This is a genomic window from Oxynema aestuarii AP17 (assembly GCF_012295525.1).
Lineage (GTDB): Bacteria > Cyanobacteriota > Cyanobacteriia > Cyanobacteriales > Laspinemataceae > Oxynema > Oxynema aestuarii.
On record NZ_CP051167.1, the window covers coordinates 1,800,916 to 1,826,481 of the forward strand.

The 25,566-nt window shown below is 54.0% G+C and carries 20 protein-coding genes; 7 read left to right on the forward strand and 13 right to left on the reverse strand.

The features are described from left to right. Nucleotides 1–108: 108 nt before the first annotated feature. A complete protein-coding gene (gene rimI, locus HCG48_RS07290; RefSeq protein ID WP_168568562.1) occupies nt 109–678 on the reverse strand; it encodes a ribosomal protein S18-alanine N-acetyltransferase in 570 nt (189 codons plus the stop codon). After that, nucleotides 666–860, reverse strand: coding sequence for a hypothetical protein (locus HCG48_RS07295; protein WP_168568563.1), 195 nt, complete (start codon nt 858–860; stop codon nt 666–668). The genes rimI and HCG48_RS07295 overlap by 13 nt, the downstream gene beginning before the upstream one ends. A 5-nt stretch (nt 861–865) precedes the next feature. Here HCG48_RS07295 and lysA point away from each other — a divergent pair, with 5 nt between their 5' ends. The 3 genes from lysA to uppS all read left to right on the forward strand — a co-directional run bounded on the left by lysA (nt 866) and on the right by uppS (nt 4,153). Further along, nucleotides 866–2,281, forward strand: coding sequence for a diaminopimelate decarboxylase (gene lysA, locus HCG48_RS07300; RefSeq protein ID WP_168571787.1), 1,416 nt, complete (start codon nt 866–868; stop codon nt 2,279–2,281). A 157-nt stretch (nt 2,282–2,438) separates the two neighbouring features. After that, nucleotides 2,439–3,407 (forward strand): diadenylate cyclase CdaA, encoded by a 969-nt coding sequence (cdaA, locus tag HCG48_RS07305; RefSeq protein WP_246259955.1) that lies wholly within the window; start codon nt 2,439–2,441, stop codon nt 3,405–3,407. Beyond that, nucleotides 3,404–4,153 (forward strand): undecaprenyl pyrophosphate synthase, encoded by a 750-nt coding sequence (gene uppS, locus HCG48_RS07310; protein ID WP_168568564.1) that lies wholly within the window; start codon nt 3,404–3,406, stop codon nt 4,151–4,153. Before cdaA ends, uppS begins: the two co-directional genes overlap by 4 nt. An 11-nt stretch (nt 4,154–4,164) precedes the next feature. Here the strand turns inward: uppS and HCG48_RS07315 are convergent, their stop codons facing one another. Together HCG48_RS07315 and HCG48_RS07320 are read right to left on the reverse strand one after the other, a co-directional pair. Further along, on the reverse strand, nt 4,165–4,437 hold the full coding sequence (locus tag HCG48_RS07315) for a DUF3143 domain-containing protein (protein WP_168568565.1): 273 nt from the start codon (nt 4,435–4,437) through the stop codon (nt 4,165–4,167). Nucleotides 4,438–4,467: 30 nt separating this feature from the next. Further along, nucleotides 4,468–5,067 (reverse strand): J domain-containing protein, encoded by a 600-nt coding sequence (locus HCG48_RS07320; protein WP_246259957.1) that lies wholly within the window; start codon nt 5,065–5,067, stop codon nt 4,468–4,470. 154 nt (nt 5,068–5,221) lie between these two features. Here HCG48_RS07320 and ilvC point away from each other — a divergent pair, with 154 nt between their 5' ends. Then, entirely contained in the window at nt 5,222–6,217 is a 996-nt protein-coding gene (gene ilvC / locus HCG48_RS07325; RefSeq protein ID WP_168571790.1) for a ketol-acid reductoisomerase, read from the forward strand. A gap of 106 nt (nt 6,218–6,323) precedes the next feature. Here the strand turns inward: ilvC and HCG48_RS07330 are convergent, their stop codons facing one another. Together HCG48_RS07330 and HCG48_RS25900 are read right to left on the reverse strand one after the other, a co-directional pair. Continuing rightward, complete coding sequence (locus tag HCG48_RS07330; protein WP_210437302.1) at nt 6,324–6,548, reverse strand: hypothetical protein; 225 nt, start codon at nt 6,546–6,548, stop codon at nt 6,324–6,326. 163 nt (nt 6,549–6,711) lie between these two features. Beyond that, nucleotides 6,712–6,861, reverse strand: coding sequence for a hypothetical protein (locus HCG48_RS25900; RefSeq protein ID WP_234488482.1), 150 nt, complete (start codon nt 6,859–6,861; stop codon nt 6,712–6,714). Between the two features lie 236 nt (nt 6,862–7,097). Between HCG48_RS25900 and HCG48_RS07340 the strand changes: the two genes are divergently transcribed. Then, nucleotides 7,098–7,910 carry an EndoU domain-containing protein gene (locus tag HCG48_RS07340; RefSeq protein WP_168568567.1) on the forward strand — a complete coding sequence of 271 codons (813 nt, stop codon included), beginning with the start codon at nt 7,098–7,100 and terminating at the stop codon, nt 7,908–7,910. Nucleotides 7,911–7,945: 35 nt separating this feature from the next. Here the strand turns inward: HCG48_RS07340 and HCG48_RS07345 are convergent, their stop codons facing one another. Continuing rightward, nucleotides 7,946–9,352 carry an amidase gene (locus HCG48_RS07345; RefSeq protein ID WP_168568568.1) on the reverse strand — a complete coding sequence of 469 codons (1,407 nt, stop codon included), beginning with the start codon at nt 9,350–9,352 and terminating at the stop codon, nt 7,946–7,948. 407 nt (nt 9,353–9,759) lie between these two features. On the opposite strand from HCG48_RS07345, the gene HCG48_RS07350 reads away from it, so the two are divergent. Next, nucleotides 9,760–13,530, forward strand: a complete 3,771-nt coding sequence (locus HCG48_RS07350; RefSeq protein ID WP_168568569.1) for an nSTAND1 domain-containing NTPase — start codon at nt 9,760–9,762, stop codon at nt 13,528–13,530. A gap of 49 nt (nt 13,531–13,579) precedes the next feature. Here the strand turns inward: HCG48_RS07350 and HCG48_RS07355 are convergent, their stop codons facing one another. The 6 genes from HCG48_RS07355 to HCG48_RS07380 form a co-directional block, all read right to left on the reverse strand. Beyond that, nucleotides 13,580–15,307 carry a tetratricopeptide repeat protein gene (locus tag HCG48_RS07355; protein WP_246259959.1) on the reverse strand — a complete coding sequence of 576 codons (1,728 nt, stop codon included), beginning with the start codon at nt 15,305–15,307 and terminating at the stop codon, nt 13,580–13,582. Beyond that, nucleotides 15,300–16,961 carry a pentapeptide repeat-containing protein gene (locus tag HCG48_RS07360; protein ID WP_168568571.1) on the reverse strand — a complete coding sequence of 554 codons (1,662 nt, stop codon included), beginning with the start codon at nt 16,959–16,961 and terminating at the stop codon, nt 15,300–15,302. The genes HCG48_RS07355 and HCG48_RS07360 overlap by 8 nt, the downstream gene beginning before the upstream one ends. 1,122 nt (nt 16,962–18,083) lie before the next feature. Continuing rightward, a complete protein-coding gene (locus tag HCG48_RS07365; protein WP_168568572.1) occupies nt 18,084–20,915 on the reverse strand; it encodes a COG1470 family protein in 2,832 nt (943 codons plus the stop codon). 56 nt (nt 20,916–20,971) lie between these two features. Beyond that, complete coding sequence (locus HCG48_RS07370) at nt 20,972–21,733, reverse strand: MinD/ParA family ATP-binding protein (RefSeq protein WP_168568573.1); 762 nt, start codon at nt 21,731–21,733, stop codon at nt 20,972–20,974. Nucleotides 21,734–21,818: 85 nt separating this feature from the next. Next, a complete protein-coding gene (locus tag HCG48_RS07375) occupies nt 21,819–22,526 on the reverse strand; it encodes a COG1470 family protein (RefSeq protein ID WP_168568574.1) in 708 nt (235 codons plus the stop codon). Between the two features lie 52 nt (nt 22,527–22,578). Further along, the gene (locus HCG48_RS07380) at nt 22,579–24,321 is read right to left on the reverse strand and encodes a CHASE2 domain-containing protein (protein ID WP_168568575.1); all 1,743 of its coding nucleotides are present in this window, start codon (nt 24,319–24,321) and stop codon (nt 22,579–22,581) included. A 359-nt stretch (nt 24,322–24,680) separates the two neighbouring features. On the opposite strand from HCG48_RS07380, the gene HCG48_RS07385 reads away from it, so the two are divergent. Beyond that, on the forward strand, nt 24,681–25,487 hold the full coding sequence (locus HCG48_RS07385; RefSeq protein WP_168568576.1) for a DUF928 domain-containing protein: 807 nt from the start codon (nt 24,681–24,683) through the stop codon (nt 25,485–25,487). Nucleotides 25,488–25,566 lie beyond the last annotated feature (79 nt).

The window sequence follows — 25,566 nt, forward strand, 5'->3', positions numbered from 1 at the left end:
GCTCTACGCTTAAACTTTTGATGGAAAAATCCATTTTGATTATAACAATAAGCCTTGAAATTGGAATCGGAATTCGGGAAAGTTTACGTAGGCCATCGGGGATCGGGTTCAAAGGTCGTCCGGGAGGGATAAAGACCAGTGCGATCGCGCGAGGCGATCGTGGATCTGGGATTGCCACTGGGCGAGGGTGTCGGGAAAATCCGGTTGTTTTAAGCCGGAACGCCACAAAATGCGGGCATCTTCCCCGGTTTCTTTGTAATAGCCGCGCCGGATTCCCACTTGAGTGAAGCCGAATTGTTGATAGAGGCTCAAGGCGGCTCGATTGGAAAAGCGGACTTCGAGGGTAGCCCATTCCAGTTGGCGTTTCCAGGCGCGATCGAGTAAAGCGTAGAGTAGGGTTTGGCCGAATCCCTGACGGCGATAGTGGGGATCGATCGCCAGTAAGGTGATGTGGGCTTCTTCGAGGATCGACCACAAACAGGCGAGTCCGACCAGGGGAGGCGGTTCCGGACGCTCCGGGGTCGGCGCGGCGCGCAGGACCAATAAATCGCTGTTGGGGCTGTCGAGTTCTCGCGCGTAGCCTTCGAGGGTCCACAGCCCGCCTAAAGCGAGTCGGTCGAGGGCGACCACGGCAGGCAGGAGGTTTTCACAGAGGGGTTGGAGTTCTAAAACAGCCACGAGATCGGCGATCGCGAGAGGGACGATCGTATTTTACGCTTGAGGAGGCGACCGAGGGCGGGGAGGGCGATCGCCGTTGAGGGGGAGAGAAATCGTAGGTTAAACAAAGAAAGCACGAGGCGCAATTGTAAACTGGGAAACGAGAAACAATCATGCTCCTCACCTAACTCAAGACAAGTCATTGAATATGGTCTCAACTTATCCCCGTGCCGTTGACAATTGCGGACGTCAGTATCTACCGGAAGCTCCTTCTACAGGTGAACCCCTTTCTCCGAATCAGTCGTTGCTGCCGTTGAGCGCCCGGGCCAACGAGAGCGATCGCCTGGAAATCGGGGGTTGTGACGTGACGATGCTCGTCGAGCGTTTTGGGTCGCCATTGTACATTCTCGACGAAGAGACATTACGAACCGCCTGCCGTCAGTATCGCGACGCCCTCACCGCTTATTATCCCGGAGAATCCCAGGTGTTGTATGCGTCGAAAGCCTGGAGTTGTTTGGCGATTTGCGCGATCGTCGATCGCGAAGGACTCGGGGTGGACGTAGTGACCGGAGGCGAACTCTACACCGCGATCCGTGCGGGAGTCAGCCCGCAGAAGATTTATTTGCACGGCAACAACAAATCCCGAGACGAACTCAAATTTGCGATCGCCGTCGGCTGCACCATCGTCGCCGACAACTGGCAAGACTTGCACCACCTGGCCGAGTTGACCCGCGACGGGGACGGGAGCCAACCCCAGCGTCTGATGTTGCGGTTTACCCCCGGGATTGAATGTCACACCCACGAGTACATCCGCACCGGACATCTCGACAGCAAGTTCGGCTTCGATCCCGACGATCTCGACGCGGTGTTCGAGTTTGTCAAAGCTCAAGGGAACCTCAAGTGTATCGGCTTGCACGCCCATATCGGCTCCCAGATTTTTGAATTGCAACCCCATCGAGATTTGGCCGGGGTGTTGGTGGATTGGGTGGCCAAAGCGCGCCAGTGCGGCTTACCCGTGGAAGAACTCAACGTCGGTGGCGGCTTGGGAATTCGCTACACCGAAGCCGACGATCCGCCGAGTATTGACGAGTGGGTGAAATTGATTGCAACCAGCGTCGCCGAAGCCTGTCAGGCGCGACAGGTGGCCTTGCCGAAACTGTTGTGCGAACCGGGGCGATCGCTCGTCGGCCCGGCTTGCGTGAGTGCCTATACCGTCGGGGCGATCAAGACGATCCCGCAGATCCGCACCTACGTGTCCGTCGATGGCGGGATGTCCGACAATCCCCGTCCGATTACCTATCAATCGTCCTATCGCGCCGCGATCGCCAATCGGCTCTCCGCCGCCAGCGATCGGACTGTTACCATAGCGGGTAAGCACTGCGAGTCCGGCGATATCTTGATTGGCGAAGCCTTGCTTCCCGAACCTCAACCCGGCGATATTCTCGTGGTCATGGGAACGGGCGCCTACAATTACAGCATGGCCTCGAACTACAATCGGGTAGGCCGTCCGGCAGCCGTTTTAGTCCGCGATGGCGAAGCCAATACGATCTTGCAGCGCGAGACTTACGAAGACTTAATTCGACAAGATCGGCTCCCCGAACGCTTGATGCGCTCCGGCGTGTAACGGCACCAAAGCCGGGGAGGGTTCGCCCTTCCCCACCGACCGGGGGTTGAGGGCGATCGGTTCGGCGTCAACCCCCAGCCTACGGTGTTAACCGCTTACTCTATCGGCGGCTGGATGACCCAGCTAGCTAATCTTCCAATGTAGAAGCGCAAGGTTCATGAGCGAGCACATGGGATATTTGTGGAACCAATTGCCGATCGACCCAAGCTGGATTCAATCCTTGTTGCTTCGCCTCGGGGAAATTTGGAAACAATGGCTCAAAGATCCGATCGATATCATTCTCGTGCTGGCGCTCAGTTATATGGTATTGGCGATCATCGGCGAGCGGCGGACGTTGTGGATGGTGCGCGGGTTTATCCTGTTAATGGTGGCGGCAGCGCTGAGCGCGACTCTAGAGCTCAATTTACTCAAGTTTGTTTTGAATAATTTGGTGATCGGCTCCGCCGTGGCGATGGCGGTGATTTTGCAATCCGAATTTCGTCGGTTTCTCGAACAGTTGGGTAAAGGAGATTTTAAGCTGCTGTTTCAACCGTACCGACAGACGATTCCCAAACCGGACAGCACGATCGATGAAATTGTCGATGCGGTGAAGGAACTTTCGCAAAACCGCACGGGAGCACTGATGATTTTAGAAACGAGCGGGCCGATTGACGAGCGAGATTTTTCCGTTCCCGGGGTTAAATTGAATGCGGAAGTGTCTAAGGAGTTGTTGCAGTCTATCTTTCAAACGTCTACGCTGTTGCATGACGGAGCGCTGTTGATTCGAGCGTCTCGAATTGTGGCGGCAGGGGTGATTTTACCTTTGTCGGAACGGAGCGCTTCGCGGCAACTGGGAACGCGGCACCGAGCGGCGATGGGCATTACCGAACGGGTTGAAAATTGTATATGTGTCGTTGTTTCTGAAGAAACCGGATCGATTTCTTTGGCGGAACGGGGCGTCCTGAATCGACCCCTAACGAGCAGTAAACTCAAAGAACTACTGCAATCTCGATTCTCGCAAACGGTGGAGCGAGAACCCGTTGCACCGGACCTGCGAACGCTCAGTCGCAAACTGGGTACTCGGGGTGCGGCACTGATTTCTCGTTTGCTCCGTCTTCCATCATCGGCTTCCCGAGAGAAAAAATGATTACCAAGCCAACTCCTTTAAAACAGCTACCTCCCGACCTCGACCGAGAGCGACTGCCCAAACATGTAGCCGTAATTATGGATGGCAACGGGCGTTGGGCGCAAAGACGGGGAATGCCTCGGATTATGGGTCATCGTCGGGGAGTGGACGCGCTCAAGGACTTATTGCGTTGCTGTAAGGATTGGGGGATCGAAGCCCTCACCGTTTATGCGTTTTCCAGCGAGAACTGGGGACGTCCCCTCGAAGAGGTCAATTTTTTGATGACGTTGTTCGAGCGGATGTTGCGCCAGGAACTCAAGGAGATGATGGAGGAAAACGTCCAGATTCATTTTGTGGGCAATTTGGAGGCGCTACCGCAGTCGCTACAGGAGGAAATCGAGCGCTCGACGGCGGCGACGAAGGACAACGAGCAGATTAAGTTTACGATCGCCACGAACTACGGCGGACGTCAGGAAATTGTCCAAGCGTGTCGGGCGATCGCCGAACAGGTGCGCGACGGTCGGCTCGATCCGGAGGCGATCGACGAGGCTGTATTCGAGCGCCATCTCTATACTTCCCATTTGGGGGATCCGGATTTGCTGATCCGAACCAGTGGGGAGATGCGAATTAGTAATTTCTTGCTTTGGCAGGTGGCGTATTCGGAATTTTACATTACCGATACGCTCTGGCCGGATTTCGACCGTCAGGCGTTCCATCGTGCTTTGCAAGTTTACCAGCAACGCCACCGCCGTTTTGGCAAACTCTGAAAGGGTTCGGGTTACGGTCCAGCAAAGATTGCTTGTTCGATGTCCTCGCGGCTGAGGGAATATTTAAAGGCGCGTTCGATATCTTCGCCCGAGGCTCCCGCACTGAGATAGCGCACGATCAGGCGATCGATGTCGAGACTGAGTTCGGCTTTCCATTGGGGCTGCTCGACGTACCATCGATGCAGTTCGGTGTCGTCTTGCTGACAACCGCAATTTTTGAGCCATTGCTCGATTTCGGGCAGGGGATGGTTGTACAAGGGGGTATCGGAGGAAGGCAAAGTCATGAAGGTTCGCAGATGGTATGGATCGGAGGGTTAAGGGGAGGGCCGCGATCGCGCGATCGCCGGATCGGAGGAGGACCCCCGTTCGATCGAATGCTCGATCGCCGTCGGCGCCGAGGTCGGTTCTAAGGCGATTTCGCCTCGGGTCAGACCGATGGCGATCGCCAGTAACAGACAGCCGAGAAAGGTAATCCCTAAAATGAATAAGGCGAACAGTTCCCCGGCGGAGAGGGGGCGGTCGGTGGGGTCTAAGTACGCCGACGACGGTCGGGGCCGATCTCCGCCGCCGCCGTGCGATCGCCCCCAATCGCGACTGACGGGCGGACGATAGAGCTGCTGCCAGTGGCGGGCTTGTAATTGGCGATCGTAGATCCCTCGCTGTTGCGGGTCGTTCAAAGTCGCATAGGCTTCCTTGACTTTTTGAAATTTCTCTTTGGCGATTTCAATCGGTAACTCGCTCGTGTCCGGGTGATAGCGCTTGCTCAATTCGCGGTAAGCTCGCCGGATGTCCGACGCCGACGCCGAACTGGTCAGCCCGAGCAAGTGGTAGTAATTATCACTCCCGAACGAGTGAACGGCTCGTTTGGCTTGTTGCTGCTGTCGATTCGCCCAGTTATGAGTCACGGTCAACACCACTGACGCAGTTTTGTTATTCTAGCCGCTCTCGGAACCTTCTGACGGCTATGGACAAGATGCGGGCGATCGCCCCTTGGGAGGCGTCCCCTTGTTTGATACAATACGGAGTTTGCAATATCTTTACGATGCTTCCTGGAAGGAGACGCCGATTATGGCCCGCATGTACTACGACGCCGATGCCAATTTAGACCTTTTAGCCGGAAAAACGATCGCGATCGTCGGTTACGGTTCCCAAGGTCACGCCCACGCCCTCAACCTCAAAGATAGCGGCATGAACGTCATTGTCGGGCTATATCCGGGCAGCAAATCCGCCGAGAAAGCCAAAGCGGCAGGTTTAGCCGTCCACAGCGTCGCCGACGCCGCTAAAGCCGCCGACTGGATTATGATCCTGCTGCCGGACGAAGTACAAAAAACCGTCTACACCAACGAAATCGCCCCCCATCTGACCGAAGGCAAAGTCCTTTCCTTCGCCCACGGCTTTAACATCCACTTCGGACAAGTCGTTCCCCCCGCTAATGTAGACGTGGTGATGGTCGCCCCCAAAGGCCCCGGTCACCTGGTCCGCCGCACCTACGAACAAGGCGAAGGGGTTCCCTGCTTGTTTGCCGTCTATCAAGATGCCACCGGACAAGCCCGCGATCGCGCGATGGCTTACGCTAAAGGAATCGGCGGTACTCGTGCCGGAATCCTCGAAACTACCTTCCGCGAAGAAACCGAAACCGACCTGTTCGGCGAACAAGCCGTACTCTGTGGCGGTCTGAGTGCCTTAATCAAGGCTGGCTTTGAAACCCTCGTCAACGCCGGATATCAGCCCGAATTGGCCTATTTTGAATGCCTCCACGAAGTCAAACTGATCGTCGATTTAATCGTCGAAGGCGGTCTGGCTACCATGCGCGATAGCATTTCCAATACTGCCGAATACGGCGACTACACGCGCGGTCCTCGCATCGTCACCGACGCCACCCGCGCCGAAATGCGTAAAATCCTCTCGGAAATCCAATCCGGCCAATTTGCCCGCGATTTCGTGTTAGAAAATCAAGCAGGCAAACCCGGGTTTACGGCTATGCGCCGTCAGGAAGCCGAACATCCTATCGAGGAAGTCGGGAAAGACTTGCGCGCCATGTTTAGCTGGTTGAAAAAGAAATAAACCGTAGCGCGGGCATCTGGCCCGCCTGTCGAATCCAACCCTACTGAGGTGCGGGCATCTTGCCCGCCTTTTTAGCTCCAAAATAGGCGATCGCCAATTAATTTCTTCAATTCCTATTCAATTCTTCCTCAATCGCTTTTTCCGTGCGCTCGTTGGGATTTTCCGGGTTCCAATCCGGCGTCATTCCTAACAAGAACCGTTCGATAGTCGTTCGCGTTCGGAAACTGACCGTTTTCATCGGTTCCGGCAAAATGCGATCGCCCCAAGCGATAAACGCGAATCCTAAAATAACTGCCAAAAACGAAAGAGTTTTAGAGGTACGTGGCTTCACCGTCGGAACCTCCAGCAATAATGAGAAGTCCGTAGGGCGGGCATCTTGCCCGCCACCCATAGCATGGTTTGCCCTATGCCCTAAATAAATTACCTACTGTTTTCCAAGAGATCTTCTGGAAGGGGCGATCGGCCTTTTTTGCCCTTTTCCGAATCTAATAGAGTTAGTTAGCAGGTTCGCCGCCGCCTTGCTGTAACTGTTCTTCGATCTCTTTTTCCGTGCGTTCGTTGGGATTTTTCTTCGCCCAACCGGGAACCAATCCTTGAGCAAACTTGGTAATACTCGTGCGCGTTTGCAAACTCGTCGTCTGCATCTTTTCGGGGAGGAATTCGATTTTATCCCCGAAAGCGACATAGATAATCGCCAGTATAATAGACCCTGTAATTAGCGTAGATTTAAGCATCTGTGTATATTACAATGCAATACAACTGTTCGAGCGAATCGACTTGAAAATTTTATAATGCCATTGTTTTTAATTCGATCCTAGCGCAGTCCCCGAGCCTTGGTTCGAGGGCGCATCCCCTCCAAGTCCCGATTCGGTTTCCGGTTATGAACCCCTCTATTGCCCGATTTATCGCCAGTTCGGCCCTCTTTTTCGTCGTAGTGTTCACCGCGTGCAGCAGCTTCGCGGGGACGAGGGGCGATCGCCTCGCGCCCTTTTTCGATCGCCAGACTAACCCGGTCGAGGTTAGCTTTCCCAGAGAACGCCCGGTCGATATCACCCCCGTTCCACCTGTTTTGAATGCCTTTGACCGCGCCGTTCTCGACACTTGCGGTCCGTTGGGAAGTCGGGTATCGAGAGAACAGTTCCAATATTTGATGCGCCAACATCCACAGGTGTTGGCAAGGGTGAAGGATGCGGTCGGCGGTGCGTTAAGGGGCGATCGCGGCAGTAATACTCAGTTTTTGGAAGATTTAACCGATATTTGGTTCGATCGCCACGGCTTCGAGCATATTTTTTGCGGTGAAATTGAAGGAAATAACCGGATTGGAGGCTTGCATTTTGTCGGACGCTATTGGGAACTGCAAGATCTCGCCATTGCCGGACGCTTACCAAACAATGCCCGCCGGGAAGAAGTCGTCCCGGGGGCAATTTATACTTTAGGGGTGTTAGTTCGCCTGGGCGATCGGGAGATCGCCGACGATCTCAAGGGATATCCGTATCTCACGAATGCGGAAGAAATGCTCGTGGAAGTGACCCGGGCGTTCAAACGGCAGGGCAGTGCGGAGGGAGCTTGTTTACTTTCGGTGCGCGATCGCGAAACCGGAACATCCTACCCCGCCGTTTTTGTGAAAAGTCGCAACGCTATTGTGACCTTTTATCCCGATGCCACCCCACGGGGGCGATCGTGCCGTCGCTAAAAATGTTTGAATCGAGTATAAAAAGGCGAGCTGATTTAGGCCAGGGGCGGACGCCGATCGCCCCAGGGAAATTCGGCTTCTAATTGGGCGGCGATCGCCAGTAAGGTACTTTCCCCGGCAGGTCGGCCCACCAGTTGCACCCCTACGGGCAAACCGTCATCGATCCCGGCGGGGAGGGCGATCGCGGGTTGTCCCGTGGCGTTGAAAGGCGCACAAGGTGCGATCCAGCTCACCATTTTAGCTAACGTTTCTTCCGGCGACAGGTCGGCCCATTCCCCGACGCGAATCGTCGGATGCAGGAAAACAGGGGTAACAAACAAGTCGAACGGGTCTAAAACACTGACAATTTGGCGCGCCACGACCTGCATTTTACCGACAGCTTGCAAGTATTGTCCCGCAGTGACCCCGTTCGCCCGTCGGGCAAACCATTGATTCATCGGTTCTAAGGCGGCTTCTGGAATGCCCCCAACGGTAGCGGCGGTTTGCCAGACGGCGATAAACGGTTCGACCAATTCGCTGAAATCCGGACGGACTTCTTCGACCGGGTGACCGAGAGTTTCCAGGTGTTTGACGGTTTCTAAAACGGCTTTTTGACAGGGTGGGGCCGCCTCGCCCATCGGTGGAATGGCGGTGGTGAAGCCGATTCGTAAGGGTTTGACGGCATTGGAGGTAGCACAAGTGAGAAAAGAAGGTTCGGAATCCGGGAGCCAGTAGGGATCGCCTGTGAGATATCCCGAGATAACGTCGAGGAGGGCGGCGGCGTCGGCTACGGTTCGGGCGATCGGACCGTTGGTGGCCAAACCGCTTAAGGCATCGCCGACGGGGGCATAGGAAACGCGACCTCGCGAGGGTTTGAGGCCGATCGCCCCGCAGCAAGCCGCCGGACCGCGAATCGACCCGCCGCCGTCGGAACCTTGTGCGATCGCGCAGAGACCTGCCGCTACCGCCGCCGCCGCCCCGCCACTGGATCCGCCCGGGGTATAGTCGAGATTCCAGGGATTGCGGGCGGCGGGGAATCCCGGCGGTTCGCTGTAGGGAAACATCCCCAATTGTGAGGTGGCGGTTTTGCCGAGAATTGTAAATCCGGCAGCCTTCATGCGGGCGACGACCGCATCATCGTAGGTGGAGACTTGGTCGCGAAGGGCGGCGACGCCGAAGCTGCAAGGGAGTTCGGCGACGTTGTTGAGATCTTTGATCGCGGTGGGAACGCCGAAAAACGGCGGCAAGCGATCCGGGTCGGCGGTTGTGAGATGTTCGGTTTTTTGTTTGGCGTCGGCGATCGCCCGATCGCGGTTAATGTAGAAGTAGCTGCCGAGTTTGGGGTTGAGGCGATCGATGCGATCGAGGTAAACTTGGGTAAGTTCTAAAGGTGAAATTTGCCCAGTTCGGATGAGTCGGGCTTGTTCTAAGGCGGACGCGAACGCGAGATCGGTGGAGTTCATAAGAACGATTGAAGAACTAAGTCGATCGGGTTACAAAAGCACGGGCGTTCACCTATTTTTCACCAGCCACAAACGGCGATCGTCAGACATGAAGATCGATAAAGAACGGTGAAAAATGGTGAAAATTAATAGAGAAGTTTGAAGGATTTACAAAGAGTTGCGATCGATTGTTAAAACCTTCGGGGAGGTGCGATCGCCCTCGTGTATTGTGCTAAAAAATAGGCATATTGTCAGTCATGGTTCGATCGTCCTTAGCTTAGGATAGGACGACTCCTGACGCGAGACCGGAGTAGACAGTTTGCGAATTGTCTGCCCATCTCGTACCCAATCTTACAAAAGTCGGACGCCAGAATCAAGATCGTTAGGATCGGCGATCGTTAACGATAAAATTTACCCCATTTAAAAAGATGTCTACCACCCATCAACAAGTCCAAACCTTTCGGGATATTACGATTACCGGAGAAGGGAATACCTTTACCGTCAATCAAATCATTCAAATTACCGCATCTTCCGTTCAAAATCGTTCCTTTAATCCCATTTCTCCTTATCGCGGATTAAAACGGTTTGAAGCGAGAGATAAAGATTTATTTTTCGGACGCGACCAGGCGATCGCCAGTTTAATCAACGCGATTGCTAAAAATCCCTTGCTTTTAATTCTCGGGGCGTCTGGAAGTGGCAAATCTTCCCTCATTCGGGCGGGTGTCCTTCCTCAACTCAGCGATCGCCTCGGGTCTAAGTTTCGCGCATTTATCTTTACTCCCGATCTCGATCCGTTCAAATCTCTTGAAAGTAGTTTAATTGTCGGCGGCTTTTCTCAAGACAATGCACGAATTGCTTTACAATACAAGCCCACTACATTGTTGGAAACGGTCGATCGATTAAAACAGAGTAACGAACAGTGGCTGGTTTTTGTCGATCAATTTGAAGAACTTTTTACAAGAACATCCGATCTCGAAAAACGCAAAATTTTTATCGAAAATTTAGTTAACTTAGTCCAAAATTGCGACCACTCGGTTAAGCTGATTTTAGCCATGCGGGCTGATTTTTTACATCGCTTCAGTCCTTATCCCAAATTCGGTAAACTTGTGGAACCTTATATCCATTTAGTCACCGACATGCACCCGGATGAGTTGCGTTTGGCGATCGAACAACCCGCCGCCCAGCATGGGGTTATTTTTGAAGGGGAATTAGTTAAGGAAATTGTTAATGACGTTATCGGACAAGCAGCTTCTTTGCCCTTACTTGAATATACCCTAGATTTACTGTGGCAACGAGACGACATTGAAGACCGAACCCTCAACATTAAAACTTATCGAGAATTGGGAGGCGTTCGCGGTGCCCTCCAGAAACATGTTAACGAAATTTACGATGGTTTATCGCCCGATCGCCGTGAAGCAGTTAAATGTATCTTTTTGAGATTGGTCAAGTTAGATGAAGCATCTAAAAGTCTTAAATTTGTGAGTCGTCGGGCGGAAAAATCGGAATTTAACAAGGATGAAGAACTGATTTTAAAAACATTGGTCGATGCAAATTTGTTGGTGAGCAATCTCGAAGCTGGAGATCGAGAGGCGGCGATTGAAATTGCCCATGAAACCTTGATTCATTCGTGGGATTTATTGCAACATTGGATAACGGAAAGTCAAGAACTGATTCATTTACGCAATCGTTTATCGGAAGATGCTAAAAACTGGCAAAATTCACAGGACGAGAATAAGATCGAGGCAGAAGATGAATTATGGAGTGGGTCGAAACTCCAGCGTGTTGCTGAAGTTAGAGAACGAGGAGAATTTAAAGAGTTAGGCGGACTTAGCGAAATAGAAAATCAATTTATAGACGCGAGTTTGCAAAAGCGCGATCGCCTCTTAAAACAACAAGTTCGGCGGGTTACTTTTCTGGCATTGGGTGCGATCGCCTCGACGGTTTTAGTCAGTATTGCCGGACTTTTTGCCCAACGACAAAGTACGATCGCTCAACTGGGAGAAAAGGCAGCCATTTCGAGAAATTTGCTTTCTTTTGAACCTGTAGATGGCTTGTTATTAGCGATCGCCAGTACCGGAGACAGTCAGCAAAAGTTAAAAGAAGTTTTGCATCCAATTAAGTTTAGCTTGTTAGGGGCGATCGAAGTTGCCAAAGAAAAAAATATGATTGAAACCCATCAGGGAACTATTTTCGGTGTAGGGATTAGTGAAAATGGGGAACTTGTTGCGAGTGGCGGAACTGATGGAACTGTCAAACTGTGGAATGCTAAAGGTGAACTGATTAATGAATTTCGAGGACATCAATTTTCAATTTATTCTCTGGCAATGAGTGCAGATGGCGAACGAATTGTTAGTGGAGATGAATCGGGAATTCTTTATTTTTGGAGTCGCGATCGAAAACTACCAATAAAACAATTTAAAGCCCATGAAGAGCGAATTAATTCGATCTCGATGACGCCGGATGGGAATACAATTGTGACTGGAGGAGGGGACGGAACGATAAAATTATGGAATCGAGACGGAAAGGCGATCGCACCACCGATGAAATCTAGCAATTATGACGTCATTTCGGTTGCAATTACTGCTGATGGAGGAACTATTGTTAGCGGTAATGTTGGTGGAAGTATTCATCTGTGGAATCGAGACGGAAAACTTATCCAAAAAGTAGCTAGCAATAACTATGAAGATATAATTTTTGCAGTGGCTATTAGCCCCGATGGACAGATAATTGCCACTGGCGGATGGGGAGGAACTATTAATCTCTGGAATCGGGAAGGCGATCGAATCAATGAACCTCAATACGGACATCAAAGTAGTATTTACTCTATTGCTTTTAATCCAGATGGGACGATCGTCAGTAGCAGTATCGACGGAACATTACGCCTGTGGACATCTTACGGACAACCTTTAGGGGAACCGTTCCGGGGACATCAAGAAATGGGAGTGAATGGGTTAGCTATTGCAGCCGATACTTACACTATTGTGAGTGGTGGCGGCGATGGAACGATCCGAATTTGGGAAGGGGTTAAAACAGACCAAATTGACACCGAATCGAAAGAAGAGACGCCGGATTCAAGTTTTGATGAGGGTGAAACAATTGAATTAAAAGATTACGGAAAAGTTCGTTTATGGCAAACTAACGGACAGTTTAATATTCAAGAATTAAGACAAGAGGAGAATCCTGAAACAGATTGGATCGCACAGATTACGCCAGATGGCGAAACGATTATCACTCGACAGATCTCAGATGACACAGTTCGATTGTGGAATCGCCAGGGGGAACCCATAGGGGAACCGTTGCGAGGGTATTTGCAGCGAGAAAATTTTCAATGGGTGGCGAGAAGTTCGGACGGTCAAGCGTTTCTAACGGGGGGTTGGGACGAGCGAACGGTAAAATTGTGGAACGAAAATGGGGAAATGGTCGATCGCCTCGTCTTGAATGGGAGTGTGGATAACATACTCGAACTTTGGCGGGGAGATTGGCACAAGCTGCTTGAGGTCGGTTGCGATCGCCTCTACGATAGTGCCGTTTTTAAAAACCCGGTGACGCCGACGGCGGAAAATGCCTGGAATACTTGTCAGCGTGAAGTTTGGACGGAAAAAGAATTGGCACAATTGTTAGTGGAACAAGGACAAGCTTTAGCAAAATCGGGGGACAAAGAAGGGGCTAAAGCCAAGTTTGAAGTGGCTAAAAAGCGCGATCCTGAGATTGTTTTCGATACGGACAAACAAATTAATCTCTTTTTGGCTAAAGGGTTAATTGAAAAAGCAAATACTTTAGTGAAAAAGGGTGAAGTGAAAGCGGCAATTGCTGCATACGAACAAGCTCGAAATATTCAACCCAATCTAGAAATATATGCCGACGATTGGCACAATATTTGCTTCTATGGAAGTTTGTACGGCGAAGCGCAAGCGGTCATAGAAGCGTGCGATCGCGCGGTCGATTTATCTCCGGAAGATGGTTTGATTCGCGACAGTCGGGGAATTGCGCGGGCAATTGTGGGGGATAAAAAAGGGGCGATCGCCGATTTTGAAGCTTTTATCGGGTGGAGTTTAGACAGCAATAAAAAAGAACAGCGTCAAGAATGGATCGACCAGTTAAAAGCGGGTCACAATCCTTTAAATCCTCAAGAATTAAATATGCTTGCGCAACAGGACTTGTATGGGGGAAGTGGATTAAAATTTCCGATTGGAAGATGAGCGAAAATCTGACAGGTGAGCTGGGGGAGGGACAGGAACTGTCGTGTTCCTACGGTTGGGCGGGGGGTGAGACTTCCGGTAAGGTTTCCTTGGGTGGTACATTTTGTGCGTCCGGTGGTGGGGGTTCCGGTTGCAACTCGCGGCGGACGATTTCTAAGGTTTGCAAGGCTTGAGGATGGGTGGGGTTGAGTTGAATCGCCGTCTCCAAGGCGGGGAGGGCGTCGGCGTACTCTTCCAAGGCGCGCAGGGCCATGCCTTTTCCCGTCCAAAAGTCGGCATTTTCGGGGTCGAGTTCGATCGCCTTCTCGTAGACTTCGACCGCTTCTTCGTAACGCTGCAGGGCCATCAACGCCAGACCCTGATTGTACCATCCGGCGACTTGTTCCGGGGCCGTCGTCGTCGCACTTTGGGCGACGGTCAACGCATTACCGTACTCTTGCAGGATTAAAAATACCGCACTTTGATTAATCCAAATTTGAGCCAGAGAGGGACGATCGCCGATATTGGCATCCCCTTTAATCGCCCGGTCGTAAGCGGCGATCGCGGCGTCGTATTCGCCCAAATCCTTTAAAATGCGGCCTTGATTATACCAAGCGAGAGACGAGTTCGGATCGAGGGCGATCGCCCGTTCCGTGGCGGCGAGAGCTTCGTCGTCCCGTCCCAAGTGCCATAACGGCACACTGCGATTGCTCCAGGCGTCGGCATAATCCGGGGCGAGGGCGATCGCGCGGTTGGACGAGGCGATCGCCTCCTCGTAATTCCCCAACCCCGCAAGGGCGTTGCCACGGTGCATCCAGGCAAACGCCGGGCCTTCCGATCCCCAAATACCATCCCCCTCTTTGAGGGCCGCCTCGCACGCCGCGAGGGCTTCCTCGTAACTGCCCAAGCGGTTGAGGTTAGCACACTGACGGGCTAAAGCCAAAGACGAATTCGGCTGGATCTGCACCACCCAATCGTAAGCAATTTTCGCCTCCCCGTGGCGTCCGAGGCGATCGAGCAATTGAGCGCGTTGCAGCCAAGCGTCCGCATTCTCCGGATTGAGGGCGAGGGCGCGATCGAAGGCATCGAGGGCGCGATCGTAGCGATCGAGAGCTATATAAATCTCACCTTGAGTTTCCCAAACTGTTGCCGGATCCGACGGCGACCAACGGCGATCGGCCTTCAAGGCGCGATCGCACGCCGCCAACGCCCCCTCGAAATCCCCCAAATCTGCTAGTAACTGACAGCGATCCGCCGCCGCCGCCGAGTAGTCGCGATCGAGTTCTAACGCCCAATCGAACGAATCCAACGCCGCCTTAACCTCCCCCAACTGCCGGAACGCCCGCCCGCGATGATACCAAGCGAGCGCCGGACTGGCTTCGCCCCAGTTGCGGTCTACCCGCAGCGCCGTTTCGCACGATTCGATCGCCACGTCGTAGCGTTCCAACTGGGACAGTGCATAACAGCGATCGGCCAACGCCAGAGAATCGTCCGGTTGTAGCATCAACACCCGGTTATACGCTGCCGTCGCTTGTGTATACTGCTGCCACTCCAGCAAGATACCAGCGCGATCGCGCCACGTTTCCACATCCTTCGGATTGAGGGCGATCGCGCTGTCACACGCCGCGATCGCCTCCTCATACTTATCCTCTTCAGCCAGAGACGCGCACAGTTGTGCCCAATATTGAAAATCCTCCAACCCCTCCTGAGCCGCCACGGGCGCCACAGTCAACCCCAACGCCCCCAAAACCAGCAGCCCCAGCAGCGAACCCCCAAAAGTATATCTCACCTTATTCACAAACTTCTCTCGTTCCATTTGGCAGTATTGCTCCGCATAGATAAGCCTTATCCAGCATTGCCCCGTCTAAAATCGCATCGCGCAAATTAGCCTCGCTCAAATTCGCCCCATTTAAATTCGCCCCGCTTAAATTCGCCTCCCTTAAATCCGCTTGAAATAAATTGGCTTGTTCTAAATTGGCCCCCGTCAAATCCGCCCCCGCCAAATTGACCCGAGTCAGACGCACCCCTTCCAGGTTGACCCCAGCTAACGGCGCCCCAGCTAAATCCACCCCCGTCAGATCGCGATCGCCCGCGCCGCGTTCCAACAAATCCCAGACCAGCCAAGCTTTAGCGGCGATCTTCGTATCCGCATCGAACACCACCTCACTTAAATTAGCCCCCGTCAACTCCGCCCCGGTAAAATCGCTACCACGCAAGTCCGCCCCTTGTAAATTCGCCCCTTGCAAATCCGCCCCTTGCAAATCCGCCCGGTACAAATTCGCCCCGGCGAGATTCCCCTGCTGCAACATCACCCCCGATAAACGCGCGTGACTTAAATTCGCCGCCATCAGCGACGCCTCAGTTAAATCCGCCCCGGTCAAATCCGCATAAACTAAATCCGCCCCCGCCAAATTGCCACCCACGAGATTGACCTGACGCAGTTTCGCCAAAAACAGATAAGCTCCCTCCAAATTGACTCCTGCTAAATCCGTATTGTCCCAGTCGATATCTTTTAAATTGGCGCCCGCTAAATCCGCCCCGCGTAAATCCGGTTGGGGAATGGCGCTGTTGAGCGATTCGCGCACTAACAGCCATTTGGCGGCGATCGCCGTTTGGGCGTCGATCCGGGTATCTTTTAAATAAACCCGCGTTAAATTTGCCGTTTCCAAATTCGCCCCGCGCAAATCCGCCCCTTCCAGATTCGCCCCTTCTAAATTGGCTTGGCTAAAATCTGCCTTTTGCAAACTCGCCTGTTTGAGGTTCGCCCCGCTTAAATTGGCTTCCAAAAAAACAGTCTCGTCCAGATTCGCCCCTTCTAAATCTGCCTCTTGTAACTCCGCCTTTGTTAAAATCCCCTGGCTGAGATTGGCGCCGCCGAGTTGCGCCCCGGTAAAATCGGTTTCTTCTAAATTGGTCTGGCTGAGATTGGCGCGAAACAGAATCGCTTGGGCGAATTGCGCCTGTTTGAAGTTTCCCCCAACTAAATTAGCGCTAGCGAGATTAGTATCGCGCAAGTCCGCAATCCGGGCGTCGGCATTTTGCAAGTTCGCCCCTTCTAATTGCGCCCCGCGCAAGTGAGCCCGCCGCAAGTCGGATCCTGCGATATTGGCGCCGTTGAGTTCGGCCCCACCCAAGCGCGCCTCTCGCAGTTGGCAGTCCGCGCATTGTTTAGTTTCGCGCAGTTGCTCTACGTGTCGTCCACTGGCGGCGAGGAGGAAGGGGAAGGAGAGGAGGAGGACTAAGATGCGCCGAGTAATAGATGGGGTTGGGGTCGTCTCCCGTGGAGAGGATCCCCCTAAATCCCCCTTATTAAGGGGGACTTGACTGGAGAATCCCCCTAAATCCCCCTTATTAAGGGGGACTTGACTGGAGAATCCCCCTAAATCCCCCTTATTAAGGGGGACTTGACTGGAGAATCCCCCTAAATCCCCCTTATTAAGGGGGACTTTCAAAACGTTGTTTATTTTGGGAACAACGCCGCACTTTCCAGTCCCCCCCTTCTCAAGGGGGGCTAGGGGGGATCTCTCCCGATGGGCCGTCTCCCCTGGAGAGAATCCCCCTAAATCCCCCTTAATAAGGGGGACTTTCAAAACGTTGTTTATTTTGGGAACAACGCCGCACTCTCCAGTTCCCCCCTTCTCAAGGGGGGCTAGGGGGGATCTCTCCCGATGGGTCGTCTCCCGTGGAGAGGATCCCCCTAAATCCCCCTTAATAAGGGGGACTTTCAAGACGTTGTTTATTTTGGGAACAACGCCGCACTTTCCAGTCCCCCCCTTCTCAAGGGGGGCTAGGGGGGATCTCTCCCGATGGGCCGTCTCCCCTGGAGAGAATCCCCCTAAATCCCCCTTATTAAGGGGGACTTGACTGGAGAATCCCCCTAAATCCCCCTTATTAAGGGGGACTTTCAAAACGTTGTTTATTTTGGGAACAACGCCGCACTCTCCAGTCCCCCCCTTCTCAAGGGGGGCTAGGGGGGATCTCTCCCGATGGGCCGTCTCTCGTGGAGAGGATCCCCCTAAATCCCCCTTATTAAGGGGGACTTGACTGGAGAATCCCCCTAAATCCCCCTTATTAAGGGGGACTTTCAAGACATTGTTTATTTTGGGAACAACGCCGCACTCTCCAGTTCCCCCCTTCTCAAGGGGGGCTAGGGGGGATCTCTCCCGATGGGCCGTCTCTCGTGGAGAGGATCCCCCTAAATCCCCCTTATTAAGGGGGACTTGACTGGAGAATCCCCCTAAATCCCCCTTATTAAGGGGGACTTTCAAGACATTGTTTATTTTGGGAACAACGCCGCACTCTCCAGTTCCCCCCTTCTCAAGGGGGGCTAGGGGGGATCTCTCCCGATGGGCCGTCTCCCCTGGAGAGAATCCCCCTAAATCCCCCTTATTAAAGGGGACTTGACTGGAGAATCCCCCTAAATCCCCCTTATTAAGGGGGACTTTCAAGACATTGTTTATTTTGGGAACAACGCCGCACTCTCCAGTCCCCCCCTTCTCAAGGGGGGCTAGGGGGGATCTCTCCCGATGGGCGATCGCAAAGAGTATTCGGGGCTTCATGGTGCGCAAAACCAGTTAATTGAACGTCGGCGGCAACTCTTGAGGTTCCAGGGGATCCGGTTCGGGAAGCGGTTCTTCTTCTGGCTCGGATCCCGCTTCACCCTCGCCCTCCCCAGTGGCCCCTTGCTCCCCGGAAGCATCCCCCGCCGCCGTGCCATCGGTACCGGGGGTGCTGCCGTCAGATGTACCGTCTCCCGCTTCTGCGCCGGGGGTTCCCTCCTCGGGAGGAGGGGGAACGGCGACGGTTCCGGGTTCACCCTCGGCGCCCCCGGGAGCTTCGGCGGCGCCATCGGCCCCGGGAGGGGGAGGAACGGCGACGGTTTCCGGTGGCGGGAGGGTTTCGACGACGAACGATCGCGTGACCGGGTCTCCGGTGGGGCTGCTGGCTTGCAGGGTAATCACTTCACTCCCGGGTTGGGGACTGAGGGGATAGGCGAGTTGACCTTCCGGGGGAACGTCGCCGGGAGAGGGTAGCAACTGGACTTGAAGGCCCGGGTCTCCGGTGACTTTCCAGGAGAGCAGAATCACCGGGGGTTGGTCGCCGTTGGTCAGGCGGGCGAGATATTTGGGGGGGACGGGTTTACCGTTGAGGGTAAATTGGGCGATCGCCGTCGGAATCGGTTCGACTTGGACTTGAATTTGCTCGGTTTTGGCGCTGGTGGCGGTTTCCGGTTCGCCGTGTTTGGGGATGGCGGTCAACTCGAAGATATAGTCGCCGGGATTGCCCGCATCGGTAGGGACGTTGTCGCAGCGCAGTCGTTCGTCGGCGATCTCGCAAAAGCCGCGCAGTGCTTCGGGGATCCCCTGGCTGAAGTCGTAGCGTTTGAGGGGACTGGTGACGGCGCCGTCGGGCGATCGCGCGATCGCCGCCACCGCCTGCAGTTGTTCCGGATGGGCAATGGTCCAATTGAGGGCGATCGGCTCCCCTTGGGGTTCGGGGGCATCGGGACGGGTTCGCCGTTGATAAACCGGGCGAGTCGAAGCAACTTCGAGAATTTTCGGCACCGGGAGCGGCTCGATCGCGATCGGCTTGGTCTTGAGGGTTTCGCCCTGTCCCGGCTCCCCTTCTTTCGGCGTTAAAGTCAATTCAAAGATATATTGACCCGCCTTTTTAGCATCGGTCCAGACATTTTCACAGACGAGTTGGCCATTGATTTTGCAAAAAGGTTGCAACGATCTGGGCAAGCCGTTCTCGAACTCGTACAGGACCGGACCACTCGTGACCAAGCCATCTTCCGAGAGACCGATCAGAGTGAGAGAATCAATTTTTTCCGGATGGGCGATCGCCCAATCGAGGCGGATGGCGTCGTCGTTAGCTTGCTTGTAAGTCGTACTCTCCGGGGCGAAGCGGACGATTCGGGGACGCACGGGCGGACGAGTGAGCAACCACCAGATTAACACCGCCAAGCCGACGATCGCGCTGGCGATCGCCAAAATCAACAGCAGCAATTGCCACCAAGGACGGCCCTCCCACATCAGCGCCCCTTGGAAGCGATCGGTAATTAAAGGAAATTTATCTAAATCTTCGAGTTCGACGACAAAACTAATCAATTTCCCCGAAAACGGGCGGCGGGCGTCCGTCGGTTCCACCTGCAAACCCACGATCCTCGATTCTCCCGGTAACAGCCGGACTTGACGCGGGGCGATCGTAAACTTGCAAATCTCCTCTTGATCCGTCCCCTTCGCCCTGACCCGCACCTCCCGAGGGCTATTGCCCATATTCGTCAGGCGCAACTCGAACAAGCCCGCCCCCCGGGCAATTTTGCCCACCACCGTATGAAACTCCGCGTGGAGCAAATAGATCTCGGCGACCCGAAAATAGGCAGGTTCGAGCAACGCCAAACCGGGATTATTCGTCGAATACAGGCGTACCGTCGGCGCGTACACCCCCGCCCAAGCATCGGGAGGTGGTTGCAGCAGCAGCACGATCTCGCCTTTTTCGCCGGGATTGAGTTCCAACCCTTCCGTCGCGGTGACGATCCCCGGTTGCGCCAACCCTTCGGGATAGATAACCGAATACCAATGACGCTGCAAGTCCGGACAGTCGAGGCGGAAGCGGTCCACCCGATCCGAGCGATTGTGGACGAGGACGTGGAGTTCGAGGGGTTGTCCCGGTTCGAGTACTGCGGGATCGAGCGATCGCGTCGGCGGCGACAAGCTGAAGGTCGGATCGCTGACCTTGCGCGCTTCCTGAACGAACGGCATCACCTGAACCCGCGCCGAATGTAAGATCGGCGTATCTTCCGGATAATGTTGGGGCGCGTCTACGACTAACGTATATTCGTAAGGTCCGGGAACCGCATCGAGGGGAATGTCGAGCTTAAAAATCGCCTCGCTGCTTTGTCCCGGCCCCAACGCGAGCCGGGTAAAGGGGGTCGCGCACCACTGGCGCACGGGTTCGGAGGTTTCCTCGATAAAAATATCGATTAAGGCGCTTTGATTGCCTTTGTTAGAAACCGTCACGTACAGCTCGAACTGAGAACCCGGCGTCAACAGCACTTCCCCGGACGGATTGACAATCGTCGCCAGGGGTTTGCCCGGGGTGAGAGCTTGTTGGATCGTGTCCGGTAACTGGCTCCCTTTTTTGGCGGCCAGTTCGATCGTGTAGACCGACTCGCCGCCAATCCGGGATTCGCGCACGAATCCCGCGCGGATCAAGTCTTGCAGTTCGCCCTCGATGTCGGCGGGGCTTTCGTGGAGAAACTCGGCGATTTGTGCCAGTCGGCATTCTTTTTGACGGATCGTAAAGTTGACGATCTGCCGTTGGCGGGCGGGGAGGCTGAGAATTTCTCCCATGCTCAAGCCCCGCCCCCGTTGTTGGGCGCGATTTTGAGATTCTGGATTCAAACGATCTCCCCTCATGGTCTCCTCGCGCGATCGCTCCGACAAAATTACAGTTGGCGTTAGCCGATCGCCAATTGGGCAATGGTTTCGATCTGCTGACTCAACGGATGTTTCGGGTAGTTGAGGCAGAAAATCCCACTACTGGCGAGTTGGATCATATCTTCGGAATGGGGCAAAATCGCGGCTACCGGAGCTTTGTAGGTTTTTTCGACTTCGACTTTGAGGGCATCAAAATCGAAGCTTTGCAAGGCTTTATTGACAATTAAAAACATTTTGGGAACGGCCAATTTCCGTGCCACTTCCACGGTGACGGCGGTGCCTTGGAAGTCCTGGCGATCGGGTCGCAAGACGACGAGCAAGACATCGGAAATCGTCAGAGACAGTAAAGTTTCTTCGTTAATTCCCGGGTGGGTATCGATGAACAGATAATCGAGTTGGAGTTCTTCGATCAGTTCGTAAAAGCCATCGCTGAGCAGTCCGAAATCGACCCCTTCGCGCAGCACTTTCGTAATATCTCCGGCTTTGATACTCGACGGAATCAGATAGATTTTGCTTTTCGGCGTTTGAGCCTCCCGCAAGACGCTGCTGACGTCGTAGGCGGTATCTTCGATGGTGCATTTCCCCCACAGGTAGTCATTGAGGGAATGGGTCATGCTTTTGTCGTCGAAACCGAACAACACGTGAATTCCGGGAGATTGAATATCCGTGTCTACAATCCCCACGCGATGTCCCCAACGGGCGACGGTGGCGGCGAGATTGGCGGTGGTGTTGGACTTTCCAGTTCCCCCTCGGAACGAGTGAATCGAGATAATTTTGGACATGAAAGACCTCGTGAGTTGAAAAAACGCGACGCCCGTCGATTTTAAAGGGTGCTTGGCAGAATTGAAGGCGACGCTAGCATCTTCGTCAAAGGTTGTCTTCGAGAACGCGAAGCTGACCGACCAAGCGCGCGGGGGGCTGTTCCGGGTAATGCTCGCTGGCGCTGACGACGATCGCGTAAGGGTAAATTCCGGCGATCGCCTCGACGGGAACCGCGATCTCGAACACCAGTTCCCCACTGTATCCCGGTCCGAGGGCGAGGCGTTCTTCTCGGGAGCTACACCAATTTTCCGGAATGGCGGAAGTTTCGGCTAAAATCGCTTCGATCGCCGCATTTCGGCCACCTCGGTTCGTCGCGCTCACCCGCAGTTCGACGCGATCGCCCGCCCTGGCGACGACCTCCTCTTGCGGTCCGACGGCAACCCAGCACGGTTCCTCCGCCGGAGTGGCACGACCTTCGGGGATCTCGCCGAGACAGTCCAAAGCGGAGGGCAGATCGATCCCCCGTTTGGCGCTCAACTGCACGGTGTAGTGAAACTGCCCTTCCCGTTCGCTTTCGGCAATCCAACCCTGACGCAAGAGGGTATCGACTTCGGGCTGCAGGGTCGTTTCCGGCTCTCCCAAGGTGGCGGCGAGTTCGTGGAGCGTGCAATCTTTATGGCGCAAAATAGTATTGACGATGCGCCGTTCTCGGTCGGGCAGTTCCAGGATCTGCGCCAAACTCAGACCTTTGTCTTCGCCGGGCGGGTCTGGGTCGGGTGCGTTCGCTGGCGGTTGAAATGGATGGTGGCTCATAAATCCGGTCCCCCTCGTAAAACGATGAACTGGCACGTCGGCGGATTGCCGTTTACGATTCCGGGCGATCGGGGTTATCCCGCTTCAGGTTTTGGCTGCGCTGGCGCAGTTGGGCGAAATAATCGTCGCCGTCGCCGTCTTCGCTGTCGCCGTCTTCCCTATCCCCTGTCGCTGCACTTTCCTGGGGCTGAGTTTCGGGACGGTCGTGTTTGAATTGTTGACCCCGTTGTTGCAGTTGGGCGAAATAGTCCTCTTCGCCATCGGTTTCGGTGGTGGCGGCTTCGGTTTCGCTCGTTTCGCCGTCGTCGGCTAAATGGCGATCGCCACGGCTGCGCGGTTGGTGTTTTTGGGCGCGCAGTTGGTGCGCTTTTTCTTGCAGGTTTTTAAAATAGTCGCTTTCGGTAATTTCGGCGACTTGTTCTTCTTTTTTCTCTTGGTCGATTTCGATATCGATTTTTAAGAAGCCTTTGACCCCTTGAATCACCGCTTGACCGTAGGCGCTCTTATTGAAGCGATCGATCGCGACGACGCCGCCCACACTGCCGAGTAAGGCGATCGCGGGGGGGACGAACGGGATCCATCCCGCTTGTAAAAAGAGGGCGTAACTGACGCCGTACAAAATGGCCAATCCGCCCACGGTGGCGACCCCCAACACCCAAGGACGCCGAATCGCCCAGGCTAAACTGCCGCCGACTAACGCCCATAGGAAGATCCAGAGGATTTCTCCCCACTGACTCCAATACCAGATTAAAGGGCGCCCGTCGAGGGCGGCGGCGATCAGTTGGCTGGTGGCTTGGGCGTGGATGACGACTCCGGGCATTTCGACCCGATCCTGACTTCCGGCGCTGTAGGGGGTGGCGAAGTCGTCATTGGCGGTACTGGCGGTATATCCGGCTAAAACGACGCGATCGCGGATGGTTTCGGGATCGACCCGCCCTTCGATCAAGTCGGTTAACTTGACTTGTTCGATCGCGTTGTCTCCGGAACGGTAATTGAGCATCAGTTGGTAGTCCGTCGCCCCGGTTTGGGCGTAGCCTCCGGAGCGATCGCCCAAGCGTTTGAGAACGGCGTCACCCAAGACTAAATCTTGCCCGTTTTCGGCTAAGGCGACTTCGACCCCTTCCCCTTGCAGGTACATCAACGCCAAACTGAACGAGAGGGAGGGTAGTTGATTTTCCGGATCGGGATAGTTGCACAAATGTGGTTTGACGATCTCGGTTTGCGGACCGACAATGGGCGTCGAAACTAAAATGGTGCGGCGGATGGTCACGTCGCGGTCCACGGGCAAATCGGCAAAACCGATCCGCTCTTCCGGGACACTCGGCGCGGCGGGAACCCCTTGCGGTTCGGCTTCGGAACTGAGTTTGCACGCCGCAATAATATTGTCGTTTTCGCTGAGAACTTTGACTAATTGTTCCCGACCCGTCCCGATGGGAACGTCGCGTAAAATATCAATTCCGATCGCCCGGGCTTCGTCGGCGACCAATTGATTTAACATCGCCGCCATTGTGGCATCGGAAATCGGATATTCGTTTTGGGCGCGGATGTCGTCTTCGCTAATTTCCACCACGAGTAAGCGCTCGTCCGGTCCGGGATCCGGACGCGATCGCATCAGGCGATCGTAGGCTTGTAACTCGAACGATTCCAACCCGCCCACTTGTCGCACCCCGACGACCACGGCGGCGACGCCGAAGCTGGCCAGAATCACGGTTCCCCCAAATCCAACTGCCGCTTGACCTAGGGATTTAGGATGGGCGATCGTCGCCCGAATTTTTTCAGTTAACTGAGCAATCATGCTGGCACCACTTCCTTCAACAGATAGGTGGAGATTTCGTCGCTTTAACCCCATTTGACCGCCGACAAAACCCCCTTGAATCCATTATCTATTTGGCTGACGACTCGATGGCAAACCTACCATTTCTCGATCTTCCGATTCCACCGGACAACTCGGTCTTTTTGCCTAAAAAATGCTCTTTATATTTTTTACAGATTTAATCTATTGTCCGGGAAACTTTACCTTTAGCAAAATCGTCTACAATCGGGGTTTGAGATTATAATGATTATTATATAATTCTTGCTGTTTGCAATGTCTTAAGATTACGATCGTTACGGCTTCAACTCCAATTTTACATAGCGTTGTCCTAACACGGAAAAATGAAGACTAAATATCTTACCTATCTCAAAACATTTTCACTGACCTTGTCCCTCGGATTGGCCGCCAGTGCGACCCTTCCCGGGAGCATTCGTCCCGCCGCGACTTCCCCAATCTCCGGGGGGAGTGAGGGTCATGAAAGCCTGGTCGCTTTGGGCTTTAAAGTCCCCGGCGTGCGAGCTTCCCGTCGGCGTACCGGGGGGATTTCTCGGGGAACGAGCGAATGCGCCGGAGAAACGATTTCGGTGACCCCGGTATTGCCGAAAGTCAATCAAAGCGAACTGCCCGACGATCGCATTGAAGTCGAATCGACCGTCAATTCCAATCCGACCTTTTTCGTCCATGTCAGCGAAACTCCTGTAAAAGAAGCGGAATTTGCATTAGAAACTGAAGCCGGGGAAACCCTGTACGAAGAACAAATGACGTTAAGGGGAGAACCGGGCATTATCGGCCTTACGCTTCCAGAAGGTCACTCTTTAGAACCGGATATGGCGTATCACTGGTTTTTTGCCGTGATTTGCGATACCAAAGACCGTTCGGCGGACGTGTTTGTTGATGGTTGGGTCAAGCGGGTCGAACCCGATGCGGAATTATCCGAACGTCTAGACGCTGCCGAAGAACGCGAATTGCCCGAAGTTTACGCTCAAGCGGGGATCTGGACCGATACCCTCAGCGAACTCGCCGAATTACGGGCGACGCATCCGCAAGAGGTCAAATTCGAGCAAGACTGGAAAACACTGCTCGAATCGGTCGGTCTAGACAATATAGCCGACGAACCGCTTTTAAGTGAATCGACGAAAGTTGAATAAGTCCGTCGCACTCTCCAACCTCGCGTTAGCAGGTGGGGGGAAAGGTGAAAAGTGAATAGTGAATAGTGAAAAGTTACTA

Bases quoted from the DNA above. Each gene is read 5' to 3' on its own strand.
- HCG48_RS07295 (WP_168568563.1), bottom strand. From the start codon at position 860: ATGACTTGTCTTGAGTTAGGTGAGGAGCATGATTGTTTCTCGTTTCCC.
- ilvC (WP_168571790.1), top strand. From the start codon at position 5,222: ATGGCCCGCATGTACTACGACGCCGATGCCAATTTAGACCTTTTAGCC.
- cdaA (WP_246259955.1), top strand. From the start codon at position 2,439: ATGAGCGAGCACATGGGATATTTGTGGAACCAATTGCCGATCGACCCA.
- HCG48_RS07345 (WP_168568568.1), bottom strand. From the start codon at position 9,352: ATGAACTCCACCGATCTCGCGTTCGCGTCCGCCTTAGAACAAGCCCGA.
- lysA (WP_168571787.1), top strand. From the start codon at position 866: ATGGTCTCAACTTATCCCCGTGCCGTTGACAATTGCGGACGTCAGTAT.
- HCG48_RS07375 (WP_168568574.1), bottom strand. From the start codon at position 22,526: ATGAGCCACCATCCATTTCAACCGCCAGCGAACGCACCCGACCCAGAC.
- HCG48_RS07370 (WP_168568573.1), bottom strand. From the start codon at position 21,733: ATGTCCAAAATTATCTCGATTCACTCGTTCCGAGGGGGAACTGGAAAG.
- HCG48_RS25900 (WP_234488482.1), bottom strand. From the start codon at position 6,861: ATGCAGACGACGAGTTTGCAAACGCGCACGAGTATTACCAAGTTTGCT.
- HCG48_RS07385 (WP_168568576.1), top strand. From the start codon at position 24,681: ATGAAGACTAAATATCTTACCTATCTCAAAACATTTTCACTGACCTTG.
- HCG48_RS07350 (WP_168568569.1), top strand. From the start codon at position 9,760: ATGTCTACCACCCATCAACAAGTCCAAACCTTTCGGGATATTACGATT.
- uppS (WP_168568564.1), top strand. From the start codon at position 3,404: ATGATTACCAAGCCAACTCCTTTAAAACAGCTACCTCCCGACCTCGAC.
- HCG48_RS07315 (WP_168568565.1), bottom strand. From the start codon at position 4,437: ATGACTTTGCCTTCCTCCGATACCCCCTTGTACAACCATCCCCTGCCC.
- HCG48_RS07340 (WP_168568567.1), top strand. From the start codon at position 7,098: ATGAACCCCTCTATTGCCCGATTTATCGCCAGTTCGGCCCTCTTTTTC.
- HCG48_RS07380 (WP_168568575.1), bottom strand. From the start codon at position 24,321: ATGATTGCTCAGTTAACTGAAAAAATTCGGGCGACGATCGCCCATCCT.